The organism is Streptomyces sp. KR80 (assembly GCF_052245555.1).
Lineage (GTDB): Bacteria > Actinomycetota > Actinomycetes > Streptomycetales > Streptomycetaceae > Streptomyces.
Genome location: NZ_JBQQCD010000012.1, coordinates 132,741 through 155,337, shown reverse-complemented (window position 1 = coordinate 155,337; position 22,597 = coordinate 132,741). Strand labels below are relative to the sequence as shown.

Genomic DNA, 22,597 nt, shown 5'->3' with positions numbered 1-22,597 from the left:
TCCGTGCGCGACCTGCGCCCCCCGGCTCGCGCAGTGCGGGAAACTCACGGTGCGCGAGCCGGCCCGCTGGTCCCGAGCTCCGCACGGACGGTGCCGTCCGCGTCGGCATCCCGCTCCTGTGGGTGGTCGCACCGCTGCGTGTCCGGCCAGGGCACGAACACCCCGTCCGCACGCTCCACCAGGAGCCGCTTGCCGTGGGCCAGCACACCGCGTGGCCGTAGCCCGCTCAGGCTCGCGGTGGTGTATGCCGCGCTCAGGCTGCCCAAGTCGTTGACGAGTCCGATCCGGAACAGCGAGCGGGTCTCCGCGATGGCCTCGTGGTCGCCTGCCCGCATGACCACGCGCAGTTCGGGCGCGACCGCCAGGGCCGCCACCGAGACCGCGATGTTGTCCAGGTCGTCCGAGGCGACGGCAGCCATGGCCTGTGCCCGATGGAGTCCGAGTTCGCGCAGAACGAACCTGTCGGTGGCGTCGGCGACGACGACAGGCACGCCGAGTGCTCTGGCCAGGCGCAGGTTCGGGGCTGCCGGGTTCCGTTCGACAGCGACCACGCCGACGCCCAGGGCCTGCAGCCGGGTGCACAGCCGCAGTCCCACCTGTCCGAGCCCGACGACGACCACGTGTCCGGCCCGGGGGAGGGCCCGGGGGCCCACGATGCCGACCGAGCGCGGGGCCAGCAGCCGATCGACCGTGCCCGCGGTGAAGACGGCGGTGAAGACGACGGTGACGAGCATCGCGAGGGAGGAGAACACCAGATACCCGTCCGAGCCGTGGGCTGGGGCGGGGCCGACCGCGGACACGGTTCGTGCCGCTTCGAACAGTGCCTCGACGGGCGGGCGGTGGCGGAGGACGACGGACCAGATCCAGTCGGCCACCAGCACCGCGAGCAGCCCGGCGAGGCCGGTCAGCAGGATCCGCGAGCTGCCGTCGTGGGGTCGCAACTGCCCTCGGATCTTGCCGAGCCGTGCCCGGTACCGCAGGGCGGGCGGTGGCCGGTACGGCTCCACCCGCACGGTGTCCGCCTCCCAGCGGGCGCCGGCGTGGCCGGCGCGGGTCGGCGTGATGGCCAGCAGGTCCGGCTGGAGGCAGGCCGCGAGCAGCACGGGTGCGGCGACCTCGGCCGGTGAGGTGACTTGGCAGTTCGGGACCACGCGGACGAGTTGCTCCGCGACCGTACGGTCGAACACCGTCACCACCAGCGTGACGCCCGGGCAGATGTGCTCGACGGCGAGCGCGTACCGCAGGGACTCGACGTCGTCGTCGAGCAGAATGGCGACGCCTGCCACCTCCCGGTCCAGAGCCTGCCGCAGCTCTTCGTCCGTGGGGTGGGTGAAGTGGCGCACCAGGTGTCCGGCCGCCTGGAGGGAGCCACAAACCCGGCGCGCCACGTCGCTGCCGATCACGACGAAGTACCGCTCCGGTGTTCCGCTCCGGGGGAGCGGAACACCGGCCGACGTCGCAGTCATTGCAGCGGCAGGGATCGCGGTCCGAGGCAGGGGTGGCCAGGGCGACCGCCGCAGTGCGCCGGCGACGGTCCGCGATCACACCTGAGCGCACCAGGGGTGGCGGAACGAGCTACGACGGCACGGGCGGGGACGTCGGTCACGCCTCGCCTCCGTAGTGCCCGGCGTCAGAACCGGTGCCCACGGCGGACGCCGGCCCGGATGGCCGGCCTTCGGCGTCCGGCTGCTGCGCGGCGCGCCCGAGCTTGGAGTGCCGGTAGCCGTAGAGGCCGTAGACGGCGAGGCCGAGCGCGAACCAGACCAGGAAGCGCAGCCAGGTCACCGGCTGCAGTTGGGCGACCAGCCACAGAGAGAAGGCGATGCCGACGATCGGGACGAACGGCATGCCGGGACAGCGGAAGGTCCGCGGGAGGTGCGGCGAGCGGTAGCGCAGGACGATCACCGCGACCGAGACCACCACGAAGGCCAGCAGAATGCCGATGTTGGTGAGTTCCGCGGCCTCCGCGATCGGCATCAGCCCGGCGATCCCCGCCGACACGACACCGATGACCCAGGTCGGCCGGTGCGGGACCTCGGTGCGCGGATGCACCTTCGCGAAGTATCCGGGAAGCAGGCCGTCCCGGCTGATCGCGAACCAGACCCGGGAGGCGCCCAGCATGAAGGAGAACAGCACGGTGAGAATGCCGACGATCGCGCCGACCGCGATGATGTCGGCGAAGACCGGAAGGCCGACCGCCTTGAAGGCGGAGGAGAACGGGCTCTGTGAGTCGATCTGGTCGTAGGGCTGCATGCCGGTCAGCACGGCGCAGGCCAGCAGATACAGCACCATGGCGATGGCCAGCGACAGCACGATCGCCTTCGGCAGGTTGCGCTGCGCGTCCTTGGACTCCTCAGCCGCCGTACTCATCGCGTCGTAGCCGAAGACGGCGAAGAAGACCGTCGCCGCTCCCGTGACCGCGCCACCGAAGCCGTACGGCAGGAAGGGGGTGAGGTTTCCGGAGTTCACGAAGAACGCGCCCACCACGACGACTGCGACGACGATGGCGATCTTGACGAACACCAGGACGGTCTCCACCCGTGCCCCGGTCTTCATGCCGCGGTTGAGCAGCCAGGCGATCAGCAGGCACAGCAACGCGGCGAACAGGTCGACACGGTGCCCGTCACCGGTGCCCGGCGCACCGAGCATCCACACGGGCAGATCGACGCCCATTCCCTGGAGGAGGAAGGAGAAGTAGCCGGAGATGCCGATGGCCACCACGGCGACGATCGCGGTGTACTCCAGCAGCAGGTCCCAGCCGATCAGCCAGGCGACGACCTCGCCCAGTACGGCGTAGCTGTAGGTGTACGCCGACCCGGAGCGCGGGATGAGTCCCGCGAACTCGGCATAGGACAGGGCCGCTGCGGCACTCGCGATGCCCGCGATGATGAACGAGAGGCTGACGGCGGGTCCGGCAGTCCCCTTGGCGACCGTCCCGGCCAGAGAGAAGATCCCGGCGCCGATGATCGCGCCGAGCCCGATCGCGGTGAGTTGCCAGAGGCCCAGCGTGCGCTTCAGACCACCGGAGCTTTCGCCGTCCCCGACGACGGCTGTGATCGGTTGGCGGCGGAACATGCCGGTACGCGGACCGGTTCTGCCTACGGTACTCATGGGTACTCCAATCGAAAGGTGGCGCGAGCGTCCCGACTCGCGACCGGATCGACCCTGGAGTGGTCGGGCCAAGGCCTGTTGCTCACCCGTGCGGGGGCATTCCGGGCAGGGCAACGTTGTGGGCGATCCCGCCGTGACCTCACGGGCAGTTGGCGTCTGCGCTGTCGGCCGACGACCGGGTGTATGGCCTCCGCGACGGCAGGAGGGAACGGCACCGGAGCCACGACGGAAGGCGCTCAGGCAGGGCCGGATCCCAGGAGACCTGGCACCCGATTCGCGCCGGGGATCGCTCGGCGCGAACCGGATGTACGCAGAAGGTAGGAGTGATCCACGCCGGGCACCATGGACAGATGTCACACTCTCGGCGCTGTGATTGCGACAGATGCTCAATCGCATGAGACGGTGCCGGGCCTTCGACGCGGGGGAGTTGGCACATGACATTCATTTCCAGGTAGCCTTCGAGTGTCGAACGCCCAGGAGGTTTCCCATGGCTGTGCCCAAGCGGCGCATGTCCCGCAGCAACACCCGTCACCGCCGCGCGCAGTGGAAGGCGAGGGCTCCTCAGCTCGTGCCGATCGTCGTCGACGGCCGTGCGTACCTGGTGCCGATCCATCTGGTCCGCGCCTATGAGCGCGGACTCCTGCCGCTGCCCGACACGTCGGCGTAGCGACCCCGAGCTTCCACTCCCTCGCGTCGGGTCCCGTCTCTCCTGCCGCTGCCGGTGACGGTCGAATCGCTCCTGCCGGAAGCCGACTTGACTGCGTGTCACTCCTTGGTCAACAGTAGCTCCCGGTAATGAATGTCATTTCGATACGGGGTTTGTGCGCCGTGAAGATTGCATTTGTGGGCAAAGGCGGAAGCGGCAAGACCACCCTTTCCGCCCTGTTCTCTCGTCACCTGGCAGCCTCCGGCTGCACTGTGGTGGCGGTCGACGCCGATATCAATCAGCACCTCGGCGTCGCGCTGGGGCTGACGGATGAGGAAGCGGAGGGACTGCCGGCCCTGGGCGGTCGTCTGACCGAGATCAAGGAGTTCCTGCGGGGGAACAATCCCCTGATCCGTTCGGCCGCGGCCATGGTCAAGACGACGCCGCCCGGGCGCGGGTCCCGACTGCTGCGGCCGAACGGAGCCGACGTCATCCACCGTGAGTTGTCGCATGACGTGACCGGTGTGCGGCTGCTGGCCGCGGGTGCATTCACCGAGGAGGATCTGGGTGTGGCCTGCTACCACTCCAAGGTGGGGGCAGTGGAGTTGTACCTCAACCATCTGGTCGACCTGCCCGGTGAGTATGTGGTCGTCGACATGACCGCGGGAGCCGACTCGTTCGCCTCGGGACTGTTCACCCGGTTCGATCTGACGTTCATCGTGGCCGAGCCCACCCGTAAGGGCGTGTCGGTCTATCGGCAGTACCGCGATTACGCCGCCGAGCACGGCGTGGCGCTCGCGGTGGTCGGCAACAAGGTCACCGGGCCCGACGACGTCGCCTTCCTGCGTGAGCAAGTCGGCGAGGACCTGCTGATCTGCCTGGAGTACTCACCGTATGTGCGAGCCCAGGAGCAGGGACGCCATGCCGCGCTGGACCAGCTCGAAGCGGTCAACCGCGCGGCGCTGGACCGGCTGCGCGTCGCGGTGGACAGCCGTCCGAAGGACTGGGCGGCATTTCAGGCCCAGGCCGTGGCCTTTCATCTGAAGAACGCTGCGGCATGGGCGAACGAGGCCACGGGCGAGGATTTGGCCGGCCAGGTCGACCCCGACTTCGTCCACGGTCCAACCGCCCTGCAGGACCAGCCGAGCCGCCACTGACCCCGCCCGCGGGTCGATGTCGTATGCGACGGTCAGCCGGCGTCCGCCGCCGCCTTCGGATCCAGCACCCCGGCACCGACGAGCACGAAGATCAGGATGCCCAGCAGGATCCGGTAGATCACAAAGGGCATGAAGCTCTTGGTGGTGATGAAGCGCATGAACCATGCGATGACCGCGTAGCCGACGAAGAAGGCGACCACGGTCGCGAAGACCGTCGGCCCCCAGGAGACGTGCCCCTCGCCGGCGTCCCGCAGCTCGAACACCCCGGAGGCCAGCACGGCGGGGATCGCCAACAGGAACGAATAGCGGGCCGCCGCCTCACGGGTGTAGCCCATCAGCAGACCACCGCTGATCGTCGCGCCCGAGCGGGACACACCGGGAATGAGCGCCATGGCCTGACAGACGCCGTAGATCAGACCGTCCCGCACACTCAGCTCGGCGAGCGTTTTCCGGTCCCGTACGGCGCGGTGCTTGCCGCCGTCCTCGTCCCGGGCGGCCAGCCGGTCCGCGACGCCCAGCACGATGCCCATGACGATCAGCGTGGTGGCGATCAGCTGCAGATTCCTGAACGGCCCCTCGATCTGGTCCTTGAGCGTCACACCGAGGACGCCGATCGGAATCGAGCCGATGATCACCAGCCAGCCCATCCGGGCGTCGTGATCGCTGCGCATCTCCCGGTCGAACAGTGACCTCGCCCAGGCGGAGACGATCCGCGCGATGTCCTTGCGGAAGTAGATCAGCACGGCGGTTTCCGTACCGATCTGGGTGATCGCGGTGAAGGCCGCCCCCGGATCCTTCCAGTCCGCGAAGGCCGCGGTCAGCCGCAGATGCGCGCTGGAGGAGATGGGCAGGAACTCGGTCAACCCCTGGACGAGTCCGAGGATGAATGATTCGAACCAAGACATGACGGAGTGCGCTCGTCCTTGTGTGATCGTCGGGGAGTTCGCGTCAGATGCTATGGCCTCGCGGGAGCGCCGGTGACCACAGGGGTCACCTGACGGACCGTCGGGCCCGCTTGCGCCAGGCGACGACCAGCGCCGCGAGCCCGGTCAGCGCGATGAAACCCATGGCGATCAGAAACGGGGGCGAGGCCGGTGCCGAGGCCTGGCTGCCCGCGACGACGTAGGCGGCCGTGTTCGGTATGCAGCCGATGCCTGTGGCCAGCAGAAACGGCGGCCAGCGCAGCCGCGACACGGCCGCGCAGTAATTGACCGCGGCGAACGGCACCCCGGGGAAGAGCCGTACGACCAGCATCGAACGGAAGCCGTGCCTGCTCAACTGCCGGTCCGCCGCCGCCAGCCAGCGGGCCCGCAGCACCGGCCGCAGCGCGTCCCGGCCGAGCAGCCGGCCGAGCCCGAAGGCGATGCCCGCACCCAGTACCGTTCCGGCGACGGCCGCGGGCAGCCCGAACTGTGCGCCGAACAGCGCTCCCGCCGCCAGATTGAGCACCGGTCGCGGTACGAGCGCGGCGGTGCACAGCCCGTAGGTCACGCCGAACAGGACCACGGCCGCGCCACCCGAGAGCCGCGGAGGCCAGCCGCCCGCGAGGACCCGCTGCGGCTCCACGATCAGCACCGCCGCCGCTGCCGAGACGAGCAGGACGACCAGCAGCGCAAGACGGGCCCACGGGGACAGCAGGACCCTGGCGCGGCGAGCGGTCGGGCCCGCGGGCGCGGGGGCTATGGCAGGGGCGGGCATTCCGGGAGAGTAACCGACGACGCCGCCTGATCGCCGCCGCGTGCCGCCGTCATGCCGGCCTGCCGAAGCACCTCTCACGTCACCCGCCCGCGGACGTCCGCCCGCGCCTTCCCCAACGGGCCCGCGGCACAAAATCATTGGACGCGCGGGTCTGCCCGCCGAGATCATCAGTGCCATGTTCCGGTACGCCTTCCCCGCGATCGCGTCCGCGGTCGCGGACGCCCCGAAGGCTGCCGTCATTCCTCTGTCAGCCGCTGCCGCGGCCAGCGCCGTCGCCGCTTCCCTCGGCGGCGCCCGAAGCTGACTCTCCCCGGATCGTTCCGGCGGACCCCGCAGGGGGAGGGTCGGCCCGGCCCAGGGGTCCCGCTGTCCGCTTCTCACTCTTCGAGGAAGAGCCCACCCATGCCCAAGCAGGCATACGTGCGGACCAAGCCGCACCTCAACATCGGCACCATGGGCCATGTCGACCACGGCAAGACCACCCTCACCGCTGCCATCACCAAGGTGCTCAGCTCGCGCGGACCGGGGACGTTCGTGCCGTTCGACCGGATCGACCGTGCGCCCGAGGAGGCGGCGCGCGGCATCACCATCAACATCGCCCACGTCGAGTACGAGACCGACACCCGGCACTACGCGCACGTCGACATGCCGGGCCACGCCGACTACGTCAAGAACATGGTCACCGGCGCGGCCCAACTCGACGGAGCCGTGCTCGTCGTCTCGGCGCTCGAGGGCGTGATGCCGCAGACCGCCGAGCATGTGCTGCTCGCCCGGCAGGTCGGCGTCGAGCACATCGTCGTCGCCCTCAACAAGGCCGACGCGGGCGACCCCGAGCTGACCGACCTCGTCGAGCTCGAGGTGCGGGAACTGCTCTCCGCGCACGGCTACGACGGGGACCGGCTGCCCGTCGTACGGGTCTCCGGGCTGCGGGCGCTGGACGGCGACGCGCACTGGACGGCGGCCATCGACGCACTCCTCGACGCGGTCGACACGTATGTGCCGTTGCCGGTGCGCTACACCGACGCGCCGTTCCTGCTCCCGGTGGAGAACGTGCTCACCATCACCGGGCGCGGCACCGTCGTGACCGGGGCCGTCGAGCGCGGCAGCGTACGGGTCGGCGACAAGGTCGAGGTGCCGGGGGCGGAGCTTGAGACCGTCGTCACCGGTCTGGAGACCTTCGGCAAACCGATGGAGTCCGCCGAGGCGGGCGACAACGTGGCGCTGCTGCTGCGCGGTGTGCCGCGCGAGGCGGTGCGCCGGGGACACGTCGTGGCGGCGCCCGGCAGCGTGCGCCCCCGGCGGCGCTTCACCGCGCAGGTGTACGTGCTGTCGGCCGCCGAGGGCGGCCGCACGACCCCCGTCGCCACCGGCTACCGGCCGCAGTTCTACATCCGTACGGCGGACGTGGTCGGCGACATGGACCTCGGCGAGACCGCGGTGGCCCGGCCCGGTGACACGGTCACGGTGACGGTCGAACTGGGCCGTGCGGTACCGCTCGAGGCCGGCCTCGGCTTCGCGATCCGCGAGGGAGGCCGCACGGTGGGCGCCGGCACGGTGGTCGCCGTCGCGGACTAGAGATCAGCTGTGTGTGGCCCCGCCCCGCATGGGGCGGGGCCACACCCGGCAGCAGGCCGCCTCCGTCGTTGCAGCGCGGCCGATGCGCCGCCCGCCACCGCGCTGTCCGTCTCCTGCGGCGGGTGCGAGACTGCCCGCACCTTGGTGCGCGGAGGGGAGCGATCGCGATGGCGGACACGGCACTGGTGCTCGGTGGCGGCGGAATCACTGGAATCGGCTGGGAGATCGGCATGCTCGCCGGACTGGCCGACGCGGGAGTGGAGCTGAGCACCGCCGAGGCGGTGATCGGCACGTCCGCCGGCTCCGTGGTGGGCGCGCAGCTCACCTCGGGCCTACTCACCCTCGACGAGCTCTACGAGCGCCAACTGGTCGATCCGCGAGGGGAGATCGCCGCGCGGCTGGGCCCCGGGGTGCTGTCCCGGTATGTCCTCGGGGCGCTCCGCTCCCGCGACAGCGCGGCGTTCTGTGCGCGGATGGGCCGGCTGGCCCTCCGGGCGCGCACACCCGCCGAGGCCGAGCGGCGGGGCGTCATCGCCCAGCGGCTTGTCTCCCACAGCTGGCCCGACCGGCGGCTGGTGATCACTGCGGTGGATGCGGTCACCGGGGAGTTCACGGCCTTCGAACGCGCCAGCGGGATCGGCATCGTCGACGCCGTCACCGCGAGCTGCGCCGTGCCGGGGGTCTGGCCGCCGGTCACCATCGACGGGCGGCGCTGGATCGACGGCGGCATCCGCTCTTCGGCCAACGCCGATCTCGCCGCCGGGTACGCGTGCGTGGTGATCCTCGCACCCATGGCCGCGGGTGGCGGCCCCGTCCCGACGGTCCGCGCCCAGGCGGAACGGCTGACCGCGGACGGCGCGTGCGTGGCACTGGTCACCCCGGACCGCACGGCCCGGGCCGCCTTCGGCCGGAATCCGCTGGATCCGGCGCGCCGCGCGGCCGCCGCCCGGGCGGGCCGCGCCCAGGCGCAGGCGCACGCGGAGGCGGTGGCCCGGGTCTGGGCCGGATGACCGGCTGAGAGATGACCCTCTGAGAGAGGGGCGGTGCACCGTGCGGCCGGGGAGAATGGGGGCGTGGACGAGCCGATTCCCGTGACCCGGACCGTTGACTGCGGGACCGCGAAACTGCTGCCCGACGTGGACCGGGCCCGTGCCTGGCTGCTGACGGTGGACGGCGCGCCCCAGTCGTACGTGGACCTGGACGATCCGACCCACCTGGAGCTCGAGTACGCCCTCCGGCTCGCCCACGTGCTCGACACCGTCGCCGAGCCTGGCCGCCCGATCGAGGCCCTCCACCTCGGCGGTGGAGCGATGGCCCTGCCCCGCTACGTCGCCGTCACGCGGCCGGGGTCGCACCAGACCGTGATCGAGAGCGACCGGGGACTGCTCGAACTCGTCGCCGACGTGCTGCCGCTGCCCGCGGAGGCGGATGTCACCGTCCACGGTGCGGACGCCCGGGCGTGGCTCGAGAACGCGACCGCCGGCAGCGCGGACGTCCTCGTCGCCGATGTGTTCGGCGGTTCGGGCGGTTCGCGGGTGCCCGCCCACCTCACCTCCGTGGAGTACGTCAGGATCGCCGCCCGGGTGCTGCGTCCCGGCGGCCGCTACGCGGCCAACCTCGCCGACGCGGCACCGTTCACCTTCCTGCGTTCCCAACTCGCCACGTTCGCCGAGGTCTTCACGGACCTGTGCCTCGTCGCCGAACCCGCCGTCCTCCGCGGCCGCCGCTTCGGCAACGTCGTGCTCCTCGCCTCGGACTGCGAGCTTCCCGTCGCCCCCCTGACCCGCCTGACCGCCGCGGACCCCTTCCCGGCCCGCGTCGAGCACGGTGCGGCGCTGGAGCGGCTGTTGGCCGGGGCGTCGCCGGTCTACGACGCGCACGCGGTCCCGTCACCGGAACCCCCTGCGGGCACCTTCAGCATCGGCTGATCCGTCGCGCAGGCGGAAGGAGGCCTGGGCGGGGGCGGGGGTGAGGAACGGCGTCCGGTGGACCGCCGTCGGCAGGTACCCGATGTCGGCCGCCGCATCGGTCGGTTGTCCGGAAGTCTTGACCGCGTTCCGTCAACGGTGTTTAAGTCTAGACCAATTGGCGATGCGTGAACCCGGGTCGACCAGTGCAGGCGTCAGTCCTGCGCGGGTCGCTGCGGGCCTGTCGCCGACATGCCCGTCTTCACGTCCTCGCTTCCCCCCACACCCAACGAGGCCGCCAGGAAACCTCTTCGATACCGCGGTATCGATGCCCCCACCCAGGCGGCGGCCTCAGGCAAGGAGTTGGCATGAAGAAGATCAGGATGTTGGCCATCGCGATCGGTGCGGGAGTCGCTCCGCTCGTCCTGGTGACCCTGCCGGCCGACCACGCGAGTGCACACGGCTACGTGTCGCAACCCCCGAGCCGGCAAGCCCAGTGCGCGGCAGGCACCGTGGAGTGCGGTCCCATCAAGTACGAGCCGCAGAGCGTCGAAGGGCCCAAGGGGCTGAGGAGCTGCAGCGCCGGTCACTCGAATTTCGCCGAACTCGACGACGACAGCAAGGGCTGGAAGGTCACACCCGTCGGCAGCACGGCGGCCTTCAGCTGGAAGAACACCGCCCCGCACCGCACCACCAACTGGGAGTACTTCGTCGGCGGTAACAAGATCGGGGAGTTCGACGGCGGCAACGCACAGCCGGGCGAGACCGTCACGCACCAGGTCAACTTCGGCGGGCTGACCGGCAAGCAGAAGGTGCTCGCGGTCTGGAACATCGCCGACACCGCCAACGCGTTCTACGCGTGCGTCGATGTGCAGATCGGCGGCTGAGAGCCACCCAGGCCCACGCAGAACTCCGCCACCGGCCCCCGGGCCGGTGGCGGAGTCATGAATCGGGCCCGCGCACGATCTCAGCTGTCTGCGGGAGTCGGCGAGCCGTCCACGACCGGCGGCGGAGGGTTCGCCGCTGCGGGCCCGCCGCCCGCACTCGGCTCCGGGACGCGCCGCGTCAGGCGGCGGACGTCCGGGACCGTCAGGACGGCCGCCGTGAGCAGGACGATGAGCACCGAGCAGCCCCACAGCGCGGCCGTACGACCGAAGACCTCGGCCGCGGGCCCCGCGAGCGCCGCCGCCACCGGGACCATCGTCACCGAGCCGAACCAGTCGTACGAGGCGACCCGTGACAGCTTGTCCTCAGGGATCTCCTGATGCAGCGCCATCATCCAGGTCACCGAGAACACCTCGATCGTGACGCCTCCGGCGAACATCGCCGCGGTCACCTCCCATGCCGGGAGCGGTACGGCGAGCGCGGCCGAGGGCAGCGCCAGCGGGAAGACGCAGAGGGTGCCGGCGAGCAGTATGCGGCGCGGCTTCCAGCGCGTCATCAGCAGCGCGCCTCCCACCGTGCCCGCGCCGAAGGCCGCGAGAGCGATACCCCACGGTCCGGCGCCACCGAGATGCTCCTCGGCGACCAGCGGCCCGTACACCGCCTCGGCCGCTCCGACCACGGCGTTGATCACCGAGAACTGCGCGACGATGCCCCACAGCCAGGGGCGTACGGCGACCTCGCGCCAGCCCACGCGCAGGTCGGCCAACAGCCCGCCGCCCGGCTCGCGGTCGGGGACCGCGCCGACGTCCAGGAAGGCGCGCAGCCCGGCCGCGACCGCGAAGGCCACCGCGTCGGCGGCCAGCACCCAGCCGGGTCCGACGGAGGCGACGAGGGCGCCACCGAGTGCGGCGCCCCCGATGTTGGCGCCGTTCATGCCCATGCGGAAGAAGGCGAAGGCGCGGCCGGCCTGCTCGCCCGAGACGCTGGAGAGCAGCATGCCCTCCGCGGCCGGCCCGAAGAACGCCTGCCCCGTGCCGCCGAGTGCGGAGAGCAGGGCCATCTGCCACAGCTGCGCCTCGCCGCTGAGCACCAGGACGGCGAAGGCGCCCTGCGACAGGCAGTTGAGGGTGTTCGCGGCCACCATCACTCGCTGCCGTGGCAGCCGGTCCGCGACTGCGCCGCCGATGAGCAGGAAGAGGACGAGCGGGACCGTGCGGGAAGCGGCGACGAGTCCCACGTCGGTGCCGTTGCCGCCCGCCTCGAGGACGGCGAACGCCGCCGCGATCAAGGCTCCGGAGCTGCCGAGGCCGGTGACCACGGCGGCAGCCGTCAGCAGCGTGTAGTTGCGGCCGGCCCACGCGGGGCGGCGGAGTGCCGGGGGAGTGGGTGGCGTCACCCGAGGACTGTCCCGGCGGGCGGCCGCCGTTGCCAACCGGATTTCGCTCCGGTGCAGCGCATCCGGCCTAATACCGCGCGCCCGGACCGTCGGGGCGCTCTATCGCCGCCGCACCCCTCCCGGGTTTTGCTACTCGCTGGTAACGTAGCTGCATGTCCGAGACCCTGCCCTCGATCGGCGAGATGCTGGCGGCCACCGTGCCGATGGCCCGCACCCTCAACCTCGAGTTCACCGAGACCACCGCGGAGCGCGCCGTGGTCCGGCTGCCCGACCAGGCCGACTTCCACAACCACGTCGGCGGCCCGCACGCGGGTGCGATGTTCACCCTGGCCGAGTCCGCCAGTGGCGCCATCGTGCTCGCGGCGTTCGGCGACCAGCTCTCGCGGGCCGTCCCGCTGGCCGTACGTGCCGAGATCGGCTACAAGAAGCTCGCCATGGGGCCGGTCACCGCGACCGCGCGGCTGGGCCGCCCGGTCGCCGAGGTGGTCGCCGAACTCGACGCAGGGGAGCGGCCGGAGTTCCCCGTGCACATAGAGATCACCCGCGAGGACGGGGCGGTCACCGGCGCCATGTCCATCATCTGGACTCTCCGTCCCAATGCCTGATTGCTTCGGTTGTCGGCTGATGGTTCCCCGGATCCAGTAGGCTGCCCGGCGTGCGTTCATTCGCGCACGCCGGGCAGCAGCACGTGCACGCCGGGCACCAGGGGTCATCACACGGGAGGAGCCGGCGTTGCACGTCCAGGAGTGGCTGGAGACCGTTCCGGCGGTCAGCATCTATCTGCTGGTCGGGATCGTCATCGGACTCGAGAGCCTGGGGATCCCGCTGCCCGGTGAGATCATTCTCGTCAGCTCGGCGCTGCTGGCCTCCCAGCACGGCGATATCGACCCCGTGATCCTTGGCGCATGTGCCACCACCGGCGCGATCGTGGGCGACTCCATCGGCTACGCGATCGGCCGCAAGGGCGGCAAGCCGCTGCTGACCTGGCTCGGGGGCAAGTTCCCCAAACACTTCGGACCCCACCACATCGCCACCGCCGAGCGGTCCTTCGAGCGGTGGGGCATGTGGGCGGTCTTCTTCGGCCGCTTCGTCGCCCTGCTGCGGATCTTCGCCGGACCGCTCGCGGGCGTGCTGCGCATGCCCTACTGGAAGTTCCTGATCGCCAATGTGCTCGGCGGAATCGTCTGGGCGGGTGGCACGACGGCCGTCGTCTACTACGTCGGCGTGGTGGCCGAGGCGTGGCTGAAGCGTTTCTCCTGGCTCGGCCTGATCCTCGCGGCCCTGGTCGGCCTCGTCTCGTTCCTCGTGGTCAAGCGCCGGGGGAAGCAGGCCGCGGAGGAACAGGAACTGCTGGAGGCGGAGTCGGAAGCGGCGGCCGAGCGGGACCGCGTCCCGGCCGCCGACTGACGGCTCCCCCGCCCAGGGGCGGTCAGTCCGCCAGCGCCTGCCGGTGCTCCCGCGCGAGGTCGACGTAGACGGCGGCGTTGAACGCGATGCCCTCCGACTCCTCGTCGGTCACCTGCCGCTTGACCTTGGCGGGCACTCCGGCGACCAGCGAGTTCGGCGGCACCTGCATGCCCTGCGGCACGAGTGCCTGCGCGGCGACCAGGGAACCGGCCCCGATCCGCGCTCCGTTGAGGACGGTCGCGCCCATCCCGACCAGGACGTCATCCTCCACGGTGCAGCCGTGCAGCACGGCATTGTGCCCCACCGACACGCGCTCGCCGACGGTGACCGGGAAGCCGGGGTCGGCATGGACCGTGCAGTTGTCCTGGATGTTGCTGTCCGGCCCGACGGTGATCGGTCCGCCGTCGCCGCGCAGCACCGTCTGGTACCAGACGCTCGCACCCGCCGCCAGCGACACCTCACCGACCACGACGGACGTCGGCGCGGTGAACGCCTCCGGGTCGACCTTCGGCTCCTTGCCGCCCACCGCCGCGATCAGCGCTCGCTCCGCCATCTCTCCCGCTCGCTCTCGTATCGGGGTCCGTCCCGGACCGCCTGCTCACCGGCACCGTAGGCGACGGGCGAGCGGGGCGGGCGGCCGGGTGGGGTGAAGATCACAGCTCGGCCCGGTCCTGGGCCGCGGCGCGGCTGAGTACGGTGTCCGGGTGCCGAAGAACCGGAACACGTTCTCATCGCTCGCGGCCTGGCGCCGCCGGGCCCTCACGCGAGTGGTCCACCGCGTCTGGCGCTGGATGCAGAACACGGGTGCGGTCACCGCCGAGCGCCCGGGCCGGCACCGCTTCGGCCGGATCGGCCCCGGAACCCGCCTCGCCTTCCCCCAGGGAACCCTCTTCGGCGAGCCGTGGATACACCTCGGCGACCACTGCATCATCGGCGAGCAGGTCACCCTGACCGCCGGGATGTTGCCGGATCTCGACCTCGGACCGGACCCGGTCCTGCGGCTGGGCAACGGCGTCGTGCTCGGCCGCGGCAGCCACGTGGTGGCCTCCCGCTCCGTCGTCTTCGGCGACGACGTCTACTGCGGCCCGTACGTCTACGTCACCAGCGACAACCACAGTTACGACGACCCGGACCAGCCGGTGGGCCGGCAGTGGCTGCGCTCCGCACCCGTGGAGATCGGTCCCGGCAGCTGGCTCGGCACGGGCGCCGTCGTCCTGCCCGGCGCACGACTCGGCCGCAATGTGGTGGTCGCGGCGGGCGCGGTCGTACGGGGTGAGGTGCCCGACCATGCGGTGGTCGCGGGCGCGCCCGCCCGCATCGTCCGCCGCTGGGACCCGACGACGGGCTGGCAGCCGCCGCTGCGTACGCCGCCGCCCGTCCCGGTCCCCGACGGGATCACGCCCCCTCAGCTGGCGGCGTTGGCGGAACTCGACCCTGAAACGTCCGGCCCGGGGACACTGGACGTGTCGGCGGACCGCTGAAGCCGGGTCTTCCGGCAGCCGTTGTGAGGAGGCGCAGACCGGCCATGAACCATCGCACCCTGCGCATCCTGCTGGCCGTGGCGGTGGTCATCCAGGGCATCGCGCTGGCGATCTACGCCATCCGCAGGTACTGAGCGTGCTCCGCGGGTCTACTGCGCCGCGCCTCCGGGCTGCCGCGGCGTCGCTCAGCCGGCCGCGAGCAGGACCGTGCCGAACAGCGCGAGCCCCGCCCCCGCCGCCTGCACCGCGCGCAGCCGCTCCTTGAGCAGCCCGCGCGCCGCGAGCGCTGTGACCACCGGGTAGAGGGAGGCCAGCACGGCCGCCACGGTCACCGGACCCTGCTGGGCGGCGAGGGCGTACGTGCCGTTGGCGCCGACGTCGGCCAGACCCACGAAGGCGAGCGCCGGAAGGGCGGCCAGGATCACCCGCCGACCGCCCTCCTCGGGCAGAGCCGGGACGCCCCGCCGCGCGGACACGGACAACGCCGCCCCGCCGATGACGACGTTGGCGACCCGCTGGACGAAGAGGGCGAGGAACAGCCCGGTCACGGTCGACGACGCCTCCGCGATGAGCGCCATCACCGCGCCGAACCCGAGGGCCGAGACGAGCGTGAGCAGAATCGCCTGCCGCTGCACGGGCGCGCCGCGCAGCTGTGGGCCGCCGGCCAGGACGACGCCCGCCACGGCGACGAGGATGCCCGCGACCTGGAGCAGTCCGGGGCGCTCGCCGATCAGCAGCCCGACTCCGACCGGGACGGCCACGCCGACCGAGCCGAGCGGGGACACGACCCCCATGGGACCGAGTGCCAGCGCCCGGTAGAAGCAGAGCATGGCGACCGGACCCACCACGCCCGCCGCGACCGCGTACCACAGCCGCGGGCCGGCTTCGCTCCAGCCGCCGGTCGCGACGACGATCGCGCCCAGGACGCCGGCGGCGAGGGTCTGCGAGACCACGACGACCGTGAGAGCCGGGATACGCCGGGTGAGCAGCCCGCCGCCGAAGTCGGCCAGCCCCCACAGGAAGCTGGTGGCCAGAGCGAAGACCGCTGTCATGACAAACCTCGCAGTACAGTGGGGTGGACGCTTGGGTTCAGCACACAATAGTGCACCCCACTGAACTAGGCCATTTAAAATACTGGACGGAACGTGACGGACCTCGATCACCTGACTCAGTCCCTCGCGCGCAACCTCAAGCGCTGGCGCACCGAGCGGGGCTTCACGCTGGACGGGCTCGCGGCCCGGGCAGGCGTCAGCCGCGGCATGATCATCCAGATCGAGCAGGCTCGGACGAACCCGAGCGTCGGCACCACCGTGAAGATCGCCGACGCCCTCGGGGTGAGCATCACCAGGCTGCTCGACTTCGACGAGACGCCCAAGGTCCGGCTCGTCCCGGCCGAACGGGCCGTACGGATGTGGTCCACCGAGGCGGGCAGTTCGACGTACCTGCTGGCCGGAACGCAGGCGCCCGGCCCGCTCGAGCTGTGGTCCTGGCGGCTCATGCCGGGAGAGGGCAGCAGCTCCGATCCGCATCCCTCGGGCACCTTCGAACTCATCCATGTGACAGCGGGGGAGCTGACCCTGATCGTGGAGGGAGCGGAGCACCCTGTGCCGACCGGGGCCTCGGCCACGTTCGAGGCGAACGCCCCGCACAGCTACCGCAACGACGGCGCCGAGCCCGTGGAGATGACCATGGTCATCTCGGTCCCGCCCGCTCGCTGAGACATCCGACTGAGCTGGGTGGGCCGCCTGTTAGCGTGGCGTACGTGCGCGCTCCCATCGGAAACTTCGACTCCGTCCGACCGGCCGCCGAGTGCCTGGACGAGCTGGTCCCGCCGGTCGCCGAGGCCGTCCGCACCTGGCGCGGCGCAGTGCCCGTGGAGCAGCTGCTTTACGTCGACACCGACCCGGACAAGGCGGATACCGCCGTCTTCGCGGAGACCTACGGGCCCGGGCTCCTCGAGGCGTCCGCGAACTGCGTCGTGGCCGTGGGCAAGCGCGGGCAGAGCGTCACCCTGGCGGCCTGCGTGGTGCTCTCCACGACCCGCGTGGACGTCAACGGAACGCTCCGGCGCCACCTCGGGGTGCGGAAGGCGTCGTTCGCCCCTATGGAGCTGGCCGTGGGGGAGTCGGGCATGGAGTACGGCGGCATCACGCCGTTCGGGCTGCCGGCCGACTGGCCACTGCTCGTCGACTCGGCCGTCGTCGACGTGCCGTACGTGGTCGTCGGCAGTGGTCGGCGGCGCGGGAAGCTGCTCGTGCCCGGCAAGGCGCTCGCCGAGCTCCCCGGAGCGACCGTCCTGGAGGGCCTCGGTATCTCCTGACGGTGCTCGAACCGGGGGCGTCCGCTGCGGTGGCGGGGCTCAGTCCAGGCGCGGGATTTCGATCGCCGGGCACCGGTCCATGACCATGTCCAGCCCGGCCGCGCGCGTCCGCTCGTACGCCTCCTCGTCCACCACGCCGAGCTGGAACCAGACGGCCTGCGCGCCGATCTCCACCGCCTCATCGGCGATCGGGCCGGCCAGCCGGCTGTTGACGAAGACATCCACGACATCGACGTCGAAGGGGATCGCCGAGAGCGAGGGGTATCCCTGCTCCCCGTGCACGGTCTCGGCCTTCGGATGCACGGGCACGATCCGCTTGCCGTAGCGCTGCAGGACGTCCGCGACTCCGTACGCCGCTCGCCGCTGGTTCGGGGACAGTCCGACGACCGCCCAGGTGTCGCCGAGCTCCGTGAGGATCTTGCGGATCGTCGCCGGGTCGCCGTACACGCTCTGCCTCCTGCGGCTGGGTGGGTCACCTGTGCTGGGCAACAGCAACCGGCCTCCGGAGATTCCCTTCGTCCCGGTCGGCGGCTCGCTTCTGCGGTGTCCGCCAGGCATAGGGTGAAGGGATGCAGGAGCAATACCGGACGGTGGCGCGCGGGGGCGTGCACGAGCTCGAGATCAACAAGTCCCGCTTCCGCTGCGCGCTCGCGCCCGCTGCGACCGAGGAGGAGGCACAGGCCTTCGTCCAGCGCATCCGCAAGGAGCACTCCACCGCCACCCACAACTGCTTCGCCTACGTCATCGGCGCCGACGGCGGTGTCCAGAAGTCGAGCGACGACGGCGAGCCCGGTGGCACGGCGGGCGTGCCGATGCTGCAGATGCTGCTGCGCCGCGAGGTCCGGTACGTGGTCGCCGTCGTCACCCGCTACTACGGCGGCGTCAAACTCGGCGCGGGCGGGCTGATTCGGGCGTACGGCGGTGCGGTCGGCGAAGCCCTCGACGCGCTGGGCACCGTCACCCGGACGCGGTTCCGGCTGGCCACCGTGACCGTCGATCACCAGCGGGCCGGGAAGCTGGAGAACGACCTGCGGGCGACGGGACGCCAGGTGCGGGACGTGCGGTACGCCGCCGAGGTCACCCTCGAGATCGGACTGCCCGAGGCGGAGGTGGACGCCTTCCGCGACTGGCTGGCCGACGCCACGGCGGGCACGGCCGTCCTCGAGCTCGGCGGCGAGGCATACGGCACCGTCTGAACCGCTCGACGCCCGGGGCGCTTTCAGCCGAAGTCCCCAGCCGGTGCTGGTCTACCCGAGCCGACCGGGGCCGGGGAGGAGCCGCCGTGCACCAACAGGCGTGGTGCGCCGGAGCCGTCGGCTGGGACGGACCAGATGTCGGAGGTTCCCCTCGCCCGGCCGGGCCGGGCGTACGCCACCGTCCTGTCATCCAGCCATGCCGCCTGATCGTCGACGCTCGCCCTCTCGGCAAGCGGCGTCTCCCGCATCGTGGTCAGGTCGAGTACGTGGAGCCGCCACGGTCGCCGCGGATTGCCGGAGACCTTCTTCTTGAACACCACGCGGGTGCCGTCCGGCGACAGCGAGGGACATTCGGCGTTGCGGCGCAGGGCGCGAGCCGACCACTTCGCCATATCGCCCGCCACGAGATAGGTCCGGCCCGCGCTGGACACCGTGGCGTAGAAGCGGTTGTCGTCACGCGCGAAGGTGACGCCCCAGTAGTTCACGTCGGGAGCGTGGTAGCGGCGGCCGTCGATGCGGAGGGGGATGCTCTCGATGCTCTTGATCAGATAGCCGGTGCGCATGTCGAGGATTCCGGTCCTGGTGGAGAACGAGGACGTGGCATAGGAGTCCCCGGTGACGAACGTCGTCCATGCGATCATCCGGCCCGACGGTGAGACCCTGGCCCGGTTGGGGATACCGGCGAGTTTCACCCGGCGGACCTCCCTCGACTTCCGGTCCAGGACAACGGCTTCCGATCGTGGCGGGAGTCCCGGGCGGCGGGTCAGGCACACGGCCCTCCGGGCGGAGGCGTGGAAGCGTTCACAGGACAGGTTCGAGACGCCTCCCCCGAGGCGGGCAACCCGGTCGGTGCCGTCCAGATGGAGCAGGCCGCCTCGGTCCAGGGCGAGTTCGGACCTCCTGGATGAAGATGAGGCCGCGGTCGCGTCGGTGCGATGGGCCGCATGGAGGGTGTACGTCAGCGCCACGGTGGCCAGGAGGGCTCCCGCAACGGTGAGGACGACGATCTTCGACCGGGCGCTCAATGAGCCTCCTTCAACAACACAGTCGCCACGGCCAGTCCCAGGGCGAGGGCGGCCGCGGCGAGGACGAGGGCCGTATCGGCGCTCCACACCGTCCACGCAGCCCCGAAGAGAACCGACGCCAGCAGCCGGCCCACCGTCTGGCCGGTCTGGAGCAGCGCCAGCCCGCCTGCCCTGCGGTCCTCCGGGAGCAGCGGCCCGGCGAGCGCCATGAGGACGCCGTCCGTGGCCGCGTAGAACGTGCCGTGGAGGACGAGGGCCGTCACGGCGAGCGGTACCCCGCCCACTGGACCGAGCAGCACCAGGTAAACGGCCAAGAGAGCGGCGTGACCTGCGAGGAAGGCGGTGCGTCGCCCGGCGCGGTCGGCGAGCCGCCCCAGGGGGATGGCGAGGAGCAGGTACACGGCGGCGCTGCCCAGCGGGAGCAGCGGGAACCAGGCCGCGTCCAGGCCGAGTCTCCGCTGCAACAGGAGGTGGACGAACGCATCGCCCACGCCGCACAGTGCGAGCACGGTGGCCGCCGCCAGGATCCGCCGGACGGCGGGAGCGCGCAGCAGGCGCCGCCAGGCTCGCGGCGTCCGCTCGGCGGCGGCCCTGCACCGGTCCTGCGGCACGAGCGTCACCAGCATCACCACCCCCAGCATCCCGATGCAGAAGCTGACGACGAACACGGCGTCGTACGCGTCGGCGGTCGCCCACAGCAGCGCGAACGCCACCAGCGGGCCGAGCAGAGCGCCGGTGGTGTCCATGGCCCGGTGGATGCCGAAGGCCCGTCCGAGGTCGCGGGGGTCGCTGTGCAGCGTGATCAGCGCGTCGCGCGGCGCCGTTCGTACGCCCTTGCCGAGTCGGTCGGCGGCCAGCACACCGCCGATCCCGGCTGCCGAGCTCCCGGCGGCGAGGAGGCCGAGCTTGCACAGCGCGGACAGGGCGTAGCCCGCCCCCGCGACCAGCTTGTGCCGCTGCCGTCGGTCGGCGGCATGCCCGCCGGCGATCCGGACGAGCGCGCTCACGCCGTTGTAGAGCCCGTCGAGGAACCCGAACTGGAGCGGGCTCAGCCCCAGTTCGAGCACGAGATACAGCGGCAGTACGGCGGTCACCATCTCGGAGGAGATGTCGGTGACGAGGCTGACCGCGCCGAGTGCGAGAACGGTGCCGGGCACGCGCCGCCGCCCCGATGGCTTATCCACGGGGGACGGCGCGTCCTGGCGGCTGGCGGCGAGATACATCGGTCCGGGATCCGCGAGCGAACAGCAGTCAACCCCATCAGTGGCAGGTGTAGGTGGGACTGGTGTCCAGGGACTTGCCGTCGGTGCCGACGAACCGCCACCCGAAGGTGGTGTCGGTCAGGTCGAGGGCGAGCACGCCGTAGGGACCGCTGATGCGCTTCTGGCTGTTGGGCTGAACCTGCTCGATGGGGTACGGCTCGGCGCCGCCCATGCCGCCGATGATCTCCACGATGCCGCGCCCGTCGGCCTTGCCGTCGGGATTCTGGCGGGCGAAGCGCTCGTAGTGGTGGTCGTGTCCGTTGAGGACGAGATCGGCTCCGGCGCCGTAGAGGATCTTCCAGACGGGCTTGCTGACCGGGACATTGCCGTGGTCACCGGAGCTGAACAGCGGGTGGTGCCAGTACGCGGCGATGCAGCCCTTGGTGTTCCCGGCCAGATCGTCCTTGAGCCACTGGGTCTGCGCGCTGTCGTCGAAGGCGTTGGAGTCGAGGGCGATGAAGTGCCAGTTTCCCTCGTCGTAGCTGTAGTAGCTCTTGCCCTGGGGGTAGGCGATGGAGCCGAAGTACGACTTGTAGCCGGCGAGTTCGCCCGCGGGGTCGTAGGTCTCGTGGTTGCCCGGAGTGGGGCGGGTCTTCGCCTTGAACCTGCCCCACGAGGTGTCGTAGTACTTGCGGAAGTCGGCGATGGTGGCGTCGTCGTACTGGTTGTCGCCCATGGTGATGTAGAACTTCGGGTCGAGCTTCTGCGCCTGTGCGGCGGTCTTCGGGTGGGCGCAGGAACTGGAGTCGGCCGTGCACTGCGCCGCGATGTCCCCGGCGGCGACGACGGCGAACCGGCCCGTCGTGGGCGGCTGGCCGCCGCCCTCCAGGCTGCCGAAGACCTCCACTTCGTGGAGGGAGTAGCCGTAGGTGGTGGCGCGGGCCGTGCCGTACACGCGTAGGTAGCGGCCCTTGCCGGTGAGGCCGGTCCAGTCGTCCCTGCCGCCGTTGCCCGCCGTCTCGTTCGCCAGCCGGGTCCAGGTCGTGCCGTCGGCGGAGATCTCTATGCGGTACGCCTTGGCGTAGGCGGCTTCCCACGTGAGCTCGACCCTGGAGACGGTGGCGCTGCGGCCGAGGTCGACACGGATCCACTGCGGGTCCTTGCCCTCGGCACTGGCCCAGCGGGTCGAGGTGTCGCCGTCGAAGGCGTTGGCCGGACCGAGGGTGGAGTCCTCGTTCGAGGAGGCGGTGGCGGACTTGCCCCGGGAGACGAGCTGATCGGCGGCGCCGGCGCGGTCGGGAAGGGTCAGCAGGGCGCCGATGACGAGCGCGAGGACGGCGGCGAGGGCGATGGGGACGATACGACGTGGACTTCTGGAGGCGATCAGGTGCATGCCTGGACTCCTGGGCCTGAGGTGCGAGCTGGACACACGGCGCTGCGGTCCGCCTCTAGCAGCCCACGAGGGCAGGGCGGAAGCGCAGCGGCCGGGTCAGAGCTCGAACTGAGCGCGTCACGCCCGCCATGACGGACGCCGCGCCAAGCCGCTGCAGGGATCGTGGCAAGGGGCCATGCCTCTGTCAACAGCTGGCAG

At 71.2% G+C, this 22,597-nt stretch carries 23 protein-coding genes; 12 read left to right on the top strand and 11 right to left on the bottom strand.

Annotation, left to right across the window (positions count from 1 at the left end):
• Positions 1-44 precede the first annotated feature (44 nt).
• Together ACTWQI_RS18750 and ACTWQI_RS18745 are read right to left on the bottom strand one after the other, a co-directional pair.
• Positions 45-1,466 (bottom strand): NAD-binding protein, encoded by a 1,422-nt coding sequence (locus tag ACTWQI_RS18750; protein WP_443271854.1) that lies wholly within the window; start codon positions 1,464-1,466, stop codon positions 45-47.
• Positions 1,467-1,602: 136 nt separating this feature from the next.
• Positions 1,603-3,111, bottom strand: a complete 1,509-nt coding sequence (locus tag ACTWQI_RS18745; protein WP_443271852.1) for an amino acid permease — start codon at positions 3,109-3,111, stop codon at positions 1,603-1,605.
• Positions 3,112-3,598: 487 nt separating this feature from the next.
• Here ACTWQI_RS18745 and rpmF point away from each other — a divergent pair, with 487 nt between their 5' ends.
• Positions 3,599-3,778, top strand: a complete 180-nt coding sequence (gene rpmF / locus ACTWQI_RS18740) for a 50S ribosomal protein L32 (RefSeq protein ID WP_443271850.1) — start codon at positions 3,599-3,601, stop codon at positions 3,776-3,778.
• Between the two features lie 161 nt (positions 3,779-3,939).
• Positions 3,940-4,914 (top strand): nucleotide-binding protein, encoded by a 975-nt coding sequence (locus ACTWQI_RS18735; RefSeq protein WP_443271848.1) that lies wholly within the window; start codon positions 3,940-3,942, stop codon positions 4,912-4,914.
• Positions 4,915-4,946: 32 nt separating this feature from the next.
• Here ACTWQI_RS18735 and ACTWQI_RS18730 read toward each other — a convergent pair whose 3' ends face one another.
• Entirely contained in the window at positions 4,947-5,819 is an 873-nt protein-coding gene (locus ACTWQI_RS18730) for an undecaprenyl-diphosphate phosphatase (protein WP_443271846.1), read from the bottom strand.
• A gap of 85 nt (positions 5,820-5,904) precedes the next feature.
• Complete coding sequence (locus ACTWQI_RS18725) at positions 5,905-6,612, bottom strand: TVP38/TMEM64 family protein (protein WP_443271845.1); 708 nt, start codon at positions 6,610-6,612, stop codon at positions 5,905-5,907.
• Positions 6,613-7,014: 402 nt separating this feature from the next.
• On the opposite strand from ACTWQI_RS18725, the gene tuf reads away from it, so the two are divergent.
• From tuf to ACTWQI_RS18705, 4 genes are all read left to right on the top strand, one after another.
• Entirely contained in the window at positions 7,015-8,187 is a 1,173-nt protein-coding gene (gene tuf / locus ACTWQI_RS18720) for an elongation factor Tu (RefSeq protein WP_443271843.1), read from the top strand.
• Between the two features lie 167 nt (positions 8,188-8,354).
• Complete coding sequence (locus ACTWQI_RS18715; RefSeq protein WP_443271842.1) at positions 8,355-9,197, top strand: patatin-like phospholipase family protein; 843 nt, start codon at positions 8,355-8,357, stop codon at positions 9,195-9,197.
• 63 nt (positions 9,198-9,260) lie between these two features.
• Positions 9,261-10,115: a spermidine synthase gene (locus tag ACTWQI_RS18710; protein WP_443271840.1), complete on the top strand. Its 855-nt coding sequence runs from the start codon at positions 9,261-9,263 to the stop codon at positions 10,113-10,115.
• Between the two features lie 347 nt (positions 10,116-10,462).
• Positions 10,463-10,981: a lytic polysaccharide monooxygenase auxiliary activity family 9 protein gene (locus tag ACTWQI_RS18705; protein WP_443271838.1), complete on the top strand. Its 519-nt coding sequence runs from the start codon at positions 10,463-10,465 to the stop codon at positions 10,979-10,981.
• A gap of 80 nt (positions 10,982-11,061) precedes the next feature.
• Here the strand turns inward: ACTWQI_RS18705 and ACTWQI_RS18700 are convergent, their stop codons facing one another.
• Positions 11,062-12,375: an MFS transporter gene (locus tag ACTWQI_RS18700; protein WP_443271836.1), complete on the bottom strand. Its 1,314-nt coding sequence runs from the start codon at positions 12,373-12,375 to the stop codon at positions 11,062-11,064.
• 152 nt (positions 12,376-12,527) lie between these two features.
• On the opposite strand from ACTWQI_RS18700, the gene ACTWQI_RS18695 reads away from it, so the two are divergent.
• Together ACTWQI_RS18695 and ACTWQI_RS18690 are read left to right on the top strand one after the other, a co-directional pair.
• Positions 12,528-12,980, top strand: coding sequence for a DUF4442 domain-containing protein (locus tag ACTWQI_RS18695; RefSeq protein WP_443271835.1), 453 nt, complete (start codon positions 12,528-12,530; stop codon positions 12,978-12,980).
• Between the two features lie 127 nt (positions 12,981-13,107).
• Positions 13,108-13,782 (top strand): DedA family protein, encoded by a 675-nt coding sequence (locus ACTWQI_RS18690; protein ID WP_443271833.1) that lies wholly within the window; start codon positions 13,108-13,110, stop codon positions 13,780-13,782.
• Positions 13,783-13,804: 22 nt separating this feature from the next.
• On the opposite strand, the gene ACTWQI_RS18685 is transcribed toward ACTWQI_RS18690, so the two are convergent.
• Positions 13,805-14,335 carry a gamma carbonic anhydrase family protein gene (locus tag ACTWQI_RS18685; protein WP_443271831.1) on the bottom strand — a complete coding sequence of 177 codons (531 nt, stop codon included), beginning with the start codon at positions 14,333-14,335 and terminating at the stop codon, positions 13,805-13,807.
• Positions 14,336-14,486: 151 nt separating this feature from the next.
• Here ACTWQI_RS18685 and ACTWQI_RS18680 point away from each other — a divergent pair, with 151 nt between their 5' ends.
• Positions 14,487-15,263 carry an acyltransferase gene (locus tag ACTWQI_RS18680; protein ID WP_443271829.1) on the top strand — a complete coding sequence of 259 codons (777 nt, stop codon included), beginning with the start codon at positions 14,487-14,489 and terminating at the stop codon, positions 15,261-15,263.
• Positions 15,264-15,448: 185 nt separating this feature from the next.
• On the opposite strand, the gene ACTWQI_RS18675 is transcribed toward ACTWQI_RS18680, so the two are convergent.
• Positions 15,449-16,315: an EamA family transporter gene (locus tag ACTWQI_RS18675; protein ID WP_443271827.1), complete on the bottom strand. Its 867-nt coding sequence runs from the start codon at positions 16,313-16,315 to the stop codon at positions 15,449-15,451.
• A gap of 93 nt (positions 16,316-16,408) precedes the next feature.
• Between ACTWQI_RS18675 and ACTWQI_RS18670 the strand changes: the two genes are divergently transcribed.
• Positions 16,409-16,981 carry a helix-turn-helix domain-containing protein gene (locus ACTWQI_RS18670; RefSeq protein WP_443271825.1) on the top strand — a complete coding sequence of 191 codons (573 nt, stop codon included), beginning with the start codon at positions 16,409-16,411 and terminating at the stop codon, positions 16,979-16,981.
• 44 nt (positions 16,982-17,025) lie between these two features.
• Positions 17,026-17,583 carry a YbaK/EbsC family protein gene (locus ACTWQI_RS18665; RefSeq protein ID WP_443271823.1) on the top strand — a complete coding sequence of 186 codons (558 nt, stop codon included), beginning with the start codon at positions 17,026-17,028 and terminating at the stop codon, positions 17,581-17,583.
• A 39-nt stretch (positions 17,584-17,622) separates the two neighbouring features.
• Here ACTWQI_RS18665 and ACTWQI_RS18660 read toward each other — a convergent pair whose 3' ends face one another.
• A complete protein-coding gene (locus ACTWQI_RS18660) occupies positions 17,623-18,030 on the bottom strand; it encodes a CoA-binding protein (protein ID WP_443271821.1) in 408 nt (135 codons plus the stop codon).
• 122 nt (positions 18,031-18,152) lie between these two features.
• Here ACTWQI_RS18660 and ACTWQI_RS18655 point away from each other — a divergent pair, with 122 nt between their 5' ends.
• Positions 18,153-18,779 (top strand): YigZ family protein, encoded by a 627-nt coding sequence (locus tag ACTWQI_RS18655; protein ID WP_443271819.1) that lies wholly within the window; start codon positions 18,153-18,155, stop codon positions 18,777-18,779.
• Between the two features lie 23 nt (positions 18,780-18,802).
• Here the strand turns inward: ACTWQI_RS18655 and ACTWQI_RS18650 are convergent, their stop codons facing one another.
• From ACTWQI_RS18650 to ACTWQI_RS18640, 3 genes are read right to left on the bottom strand one after another with little or no spacing between them, the layout of a single operon-like run.
• Positions 18,803-19,804, bottom strand: a complete 1,002-nt coding sequence (locus ACTWQI_RS18650; protein WP_443271817.1) for a hypothetical protein — start codon at positions 19,802-19,804, stop codon at positions 18,803-18,805.
• Complete coding sequence (locus ACTWQI_RS18645; RefSeq protein ID WP_443271816.1) at positions 19,801-21,027, bottom strand: MFS transporter; 1,227 nt, start codon at positions 21,025-21,027, stop codon at positions 19,801-19,803. The genes ACTWQI_RS18650 and ACTWQI_RS18645 overlap by 4 nt, the downstream gene beginning before the upstream one ends.
• 37 nt (positions 21,028-21,064) lie before the next feature.
• Complete coding sequence (locus ACTWQI_RS18640) at positions 21,065-22,399, bottom strand: discoidin domain-containing protein (RefSeq protein ID WP_443271814.1); 1,335 nt, start codon at positions 22,397-22,399, stop codon at positions 21,065-21,067.
• Positions 22,400-22,597: the final 198 nt, after the last annotated feature.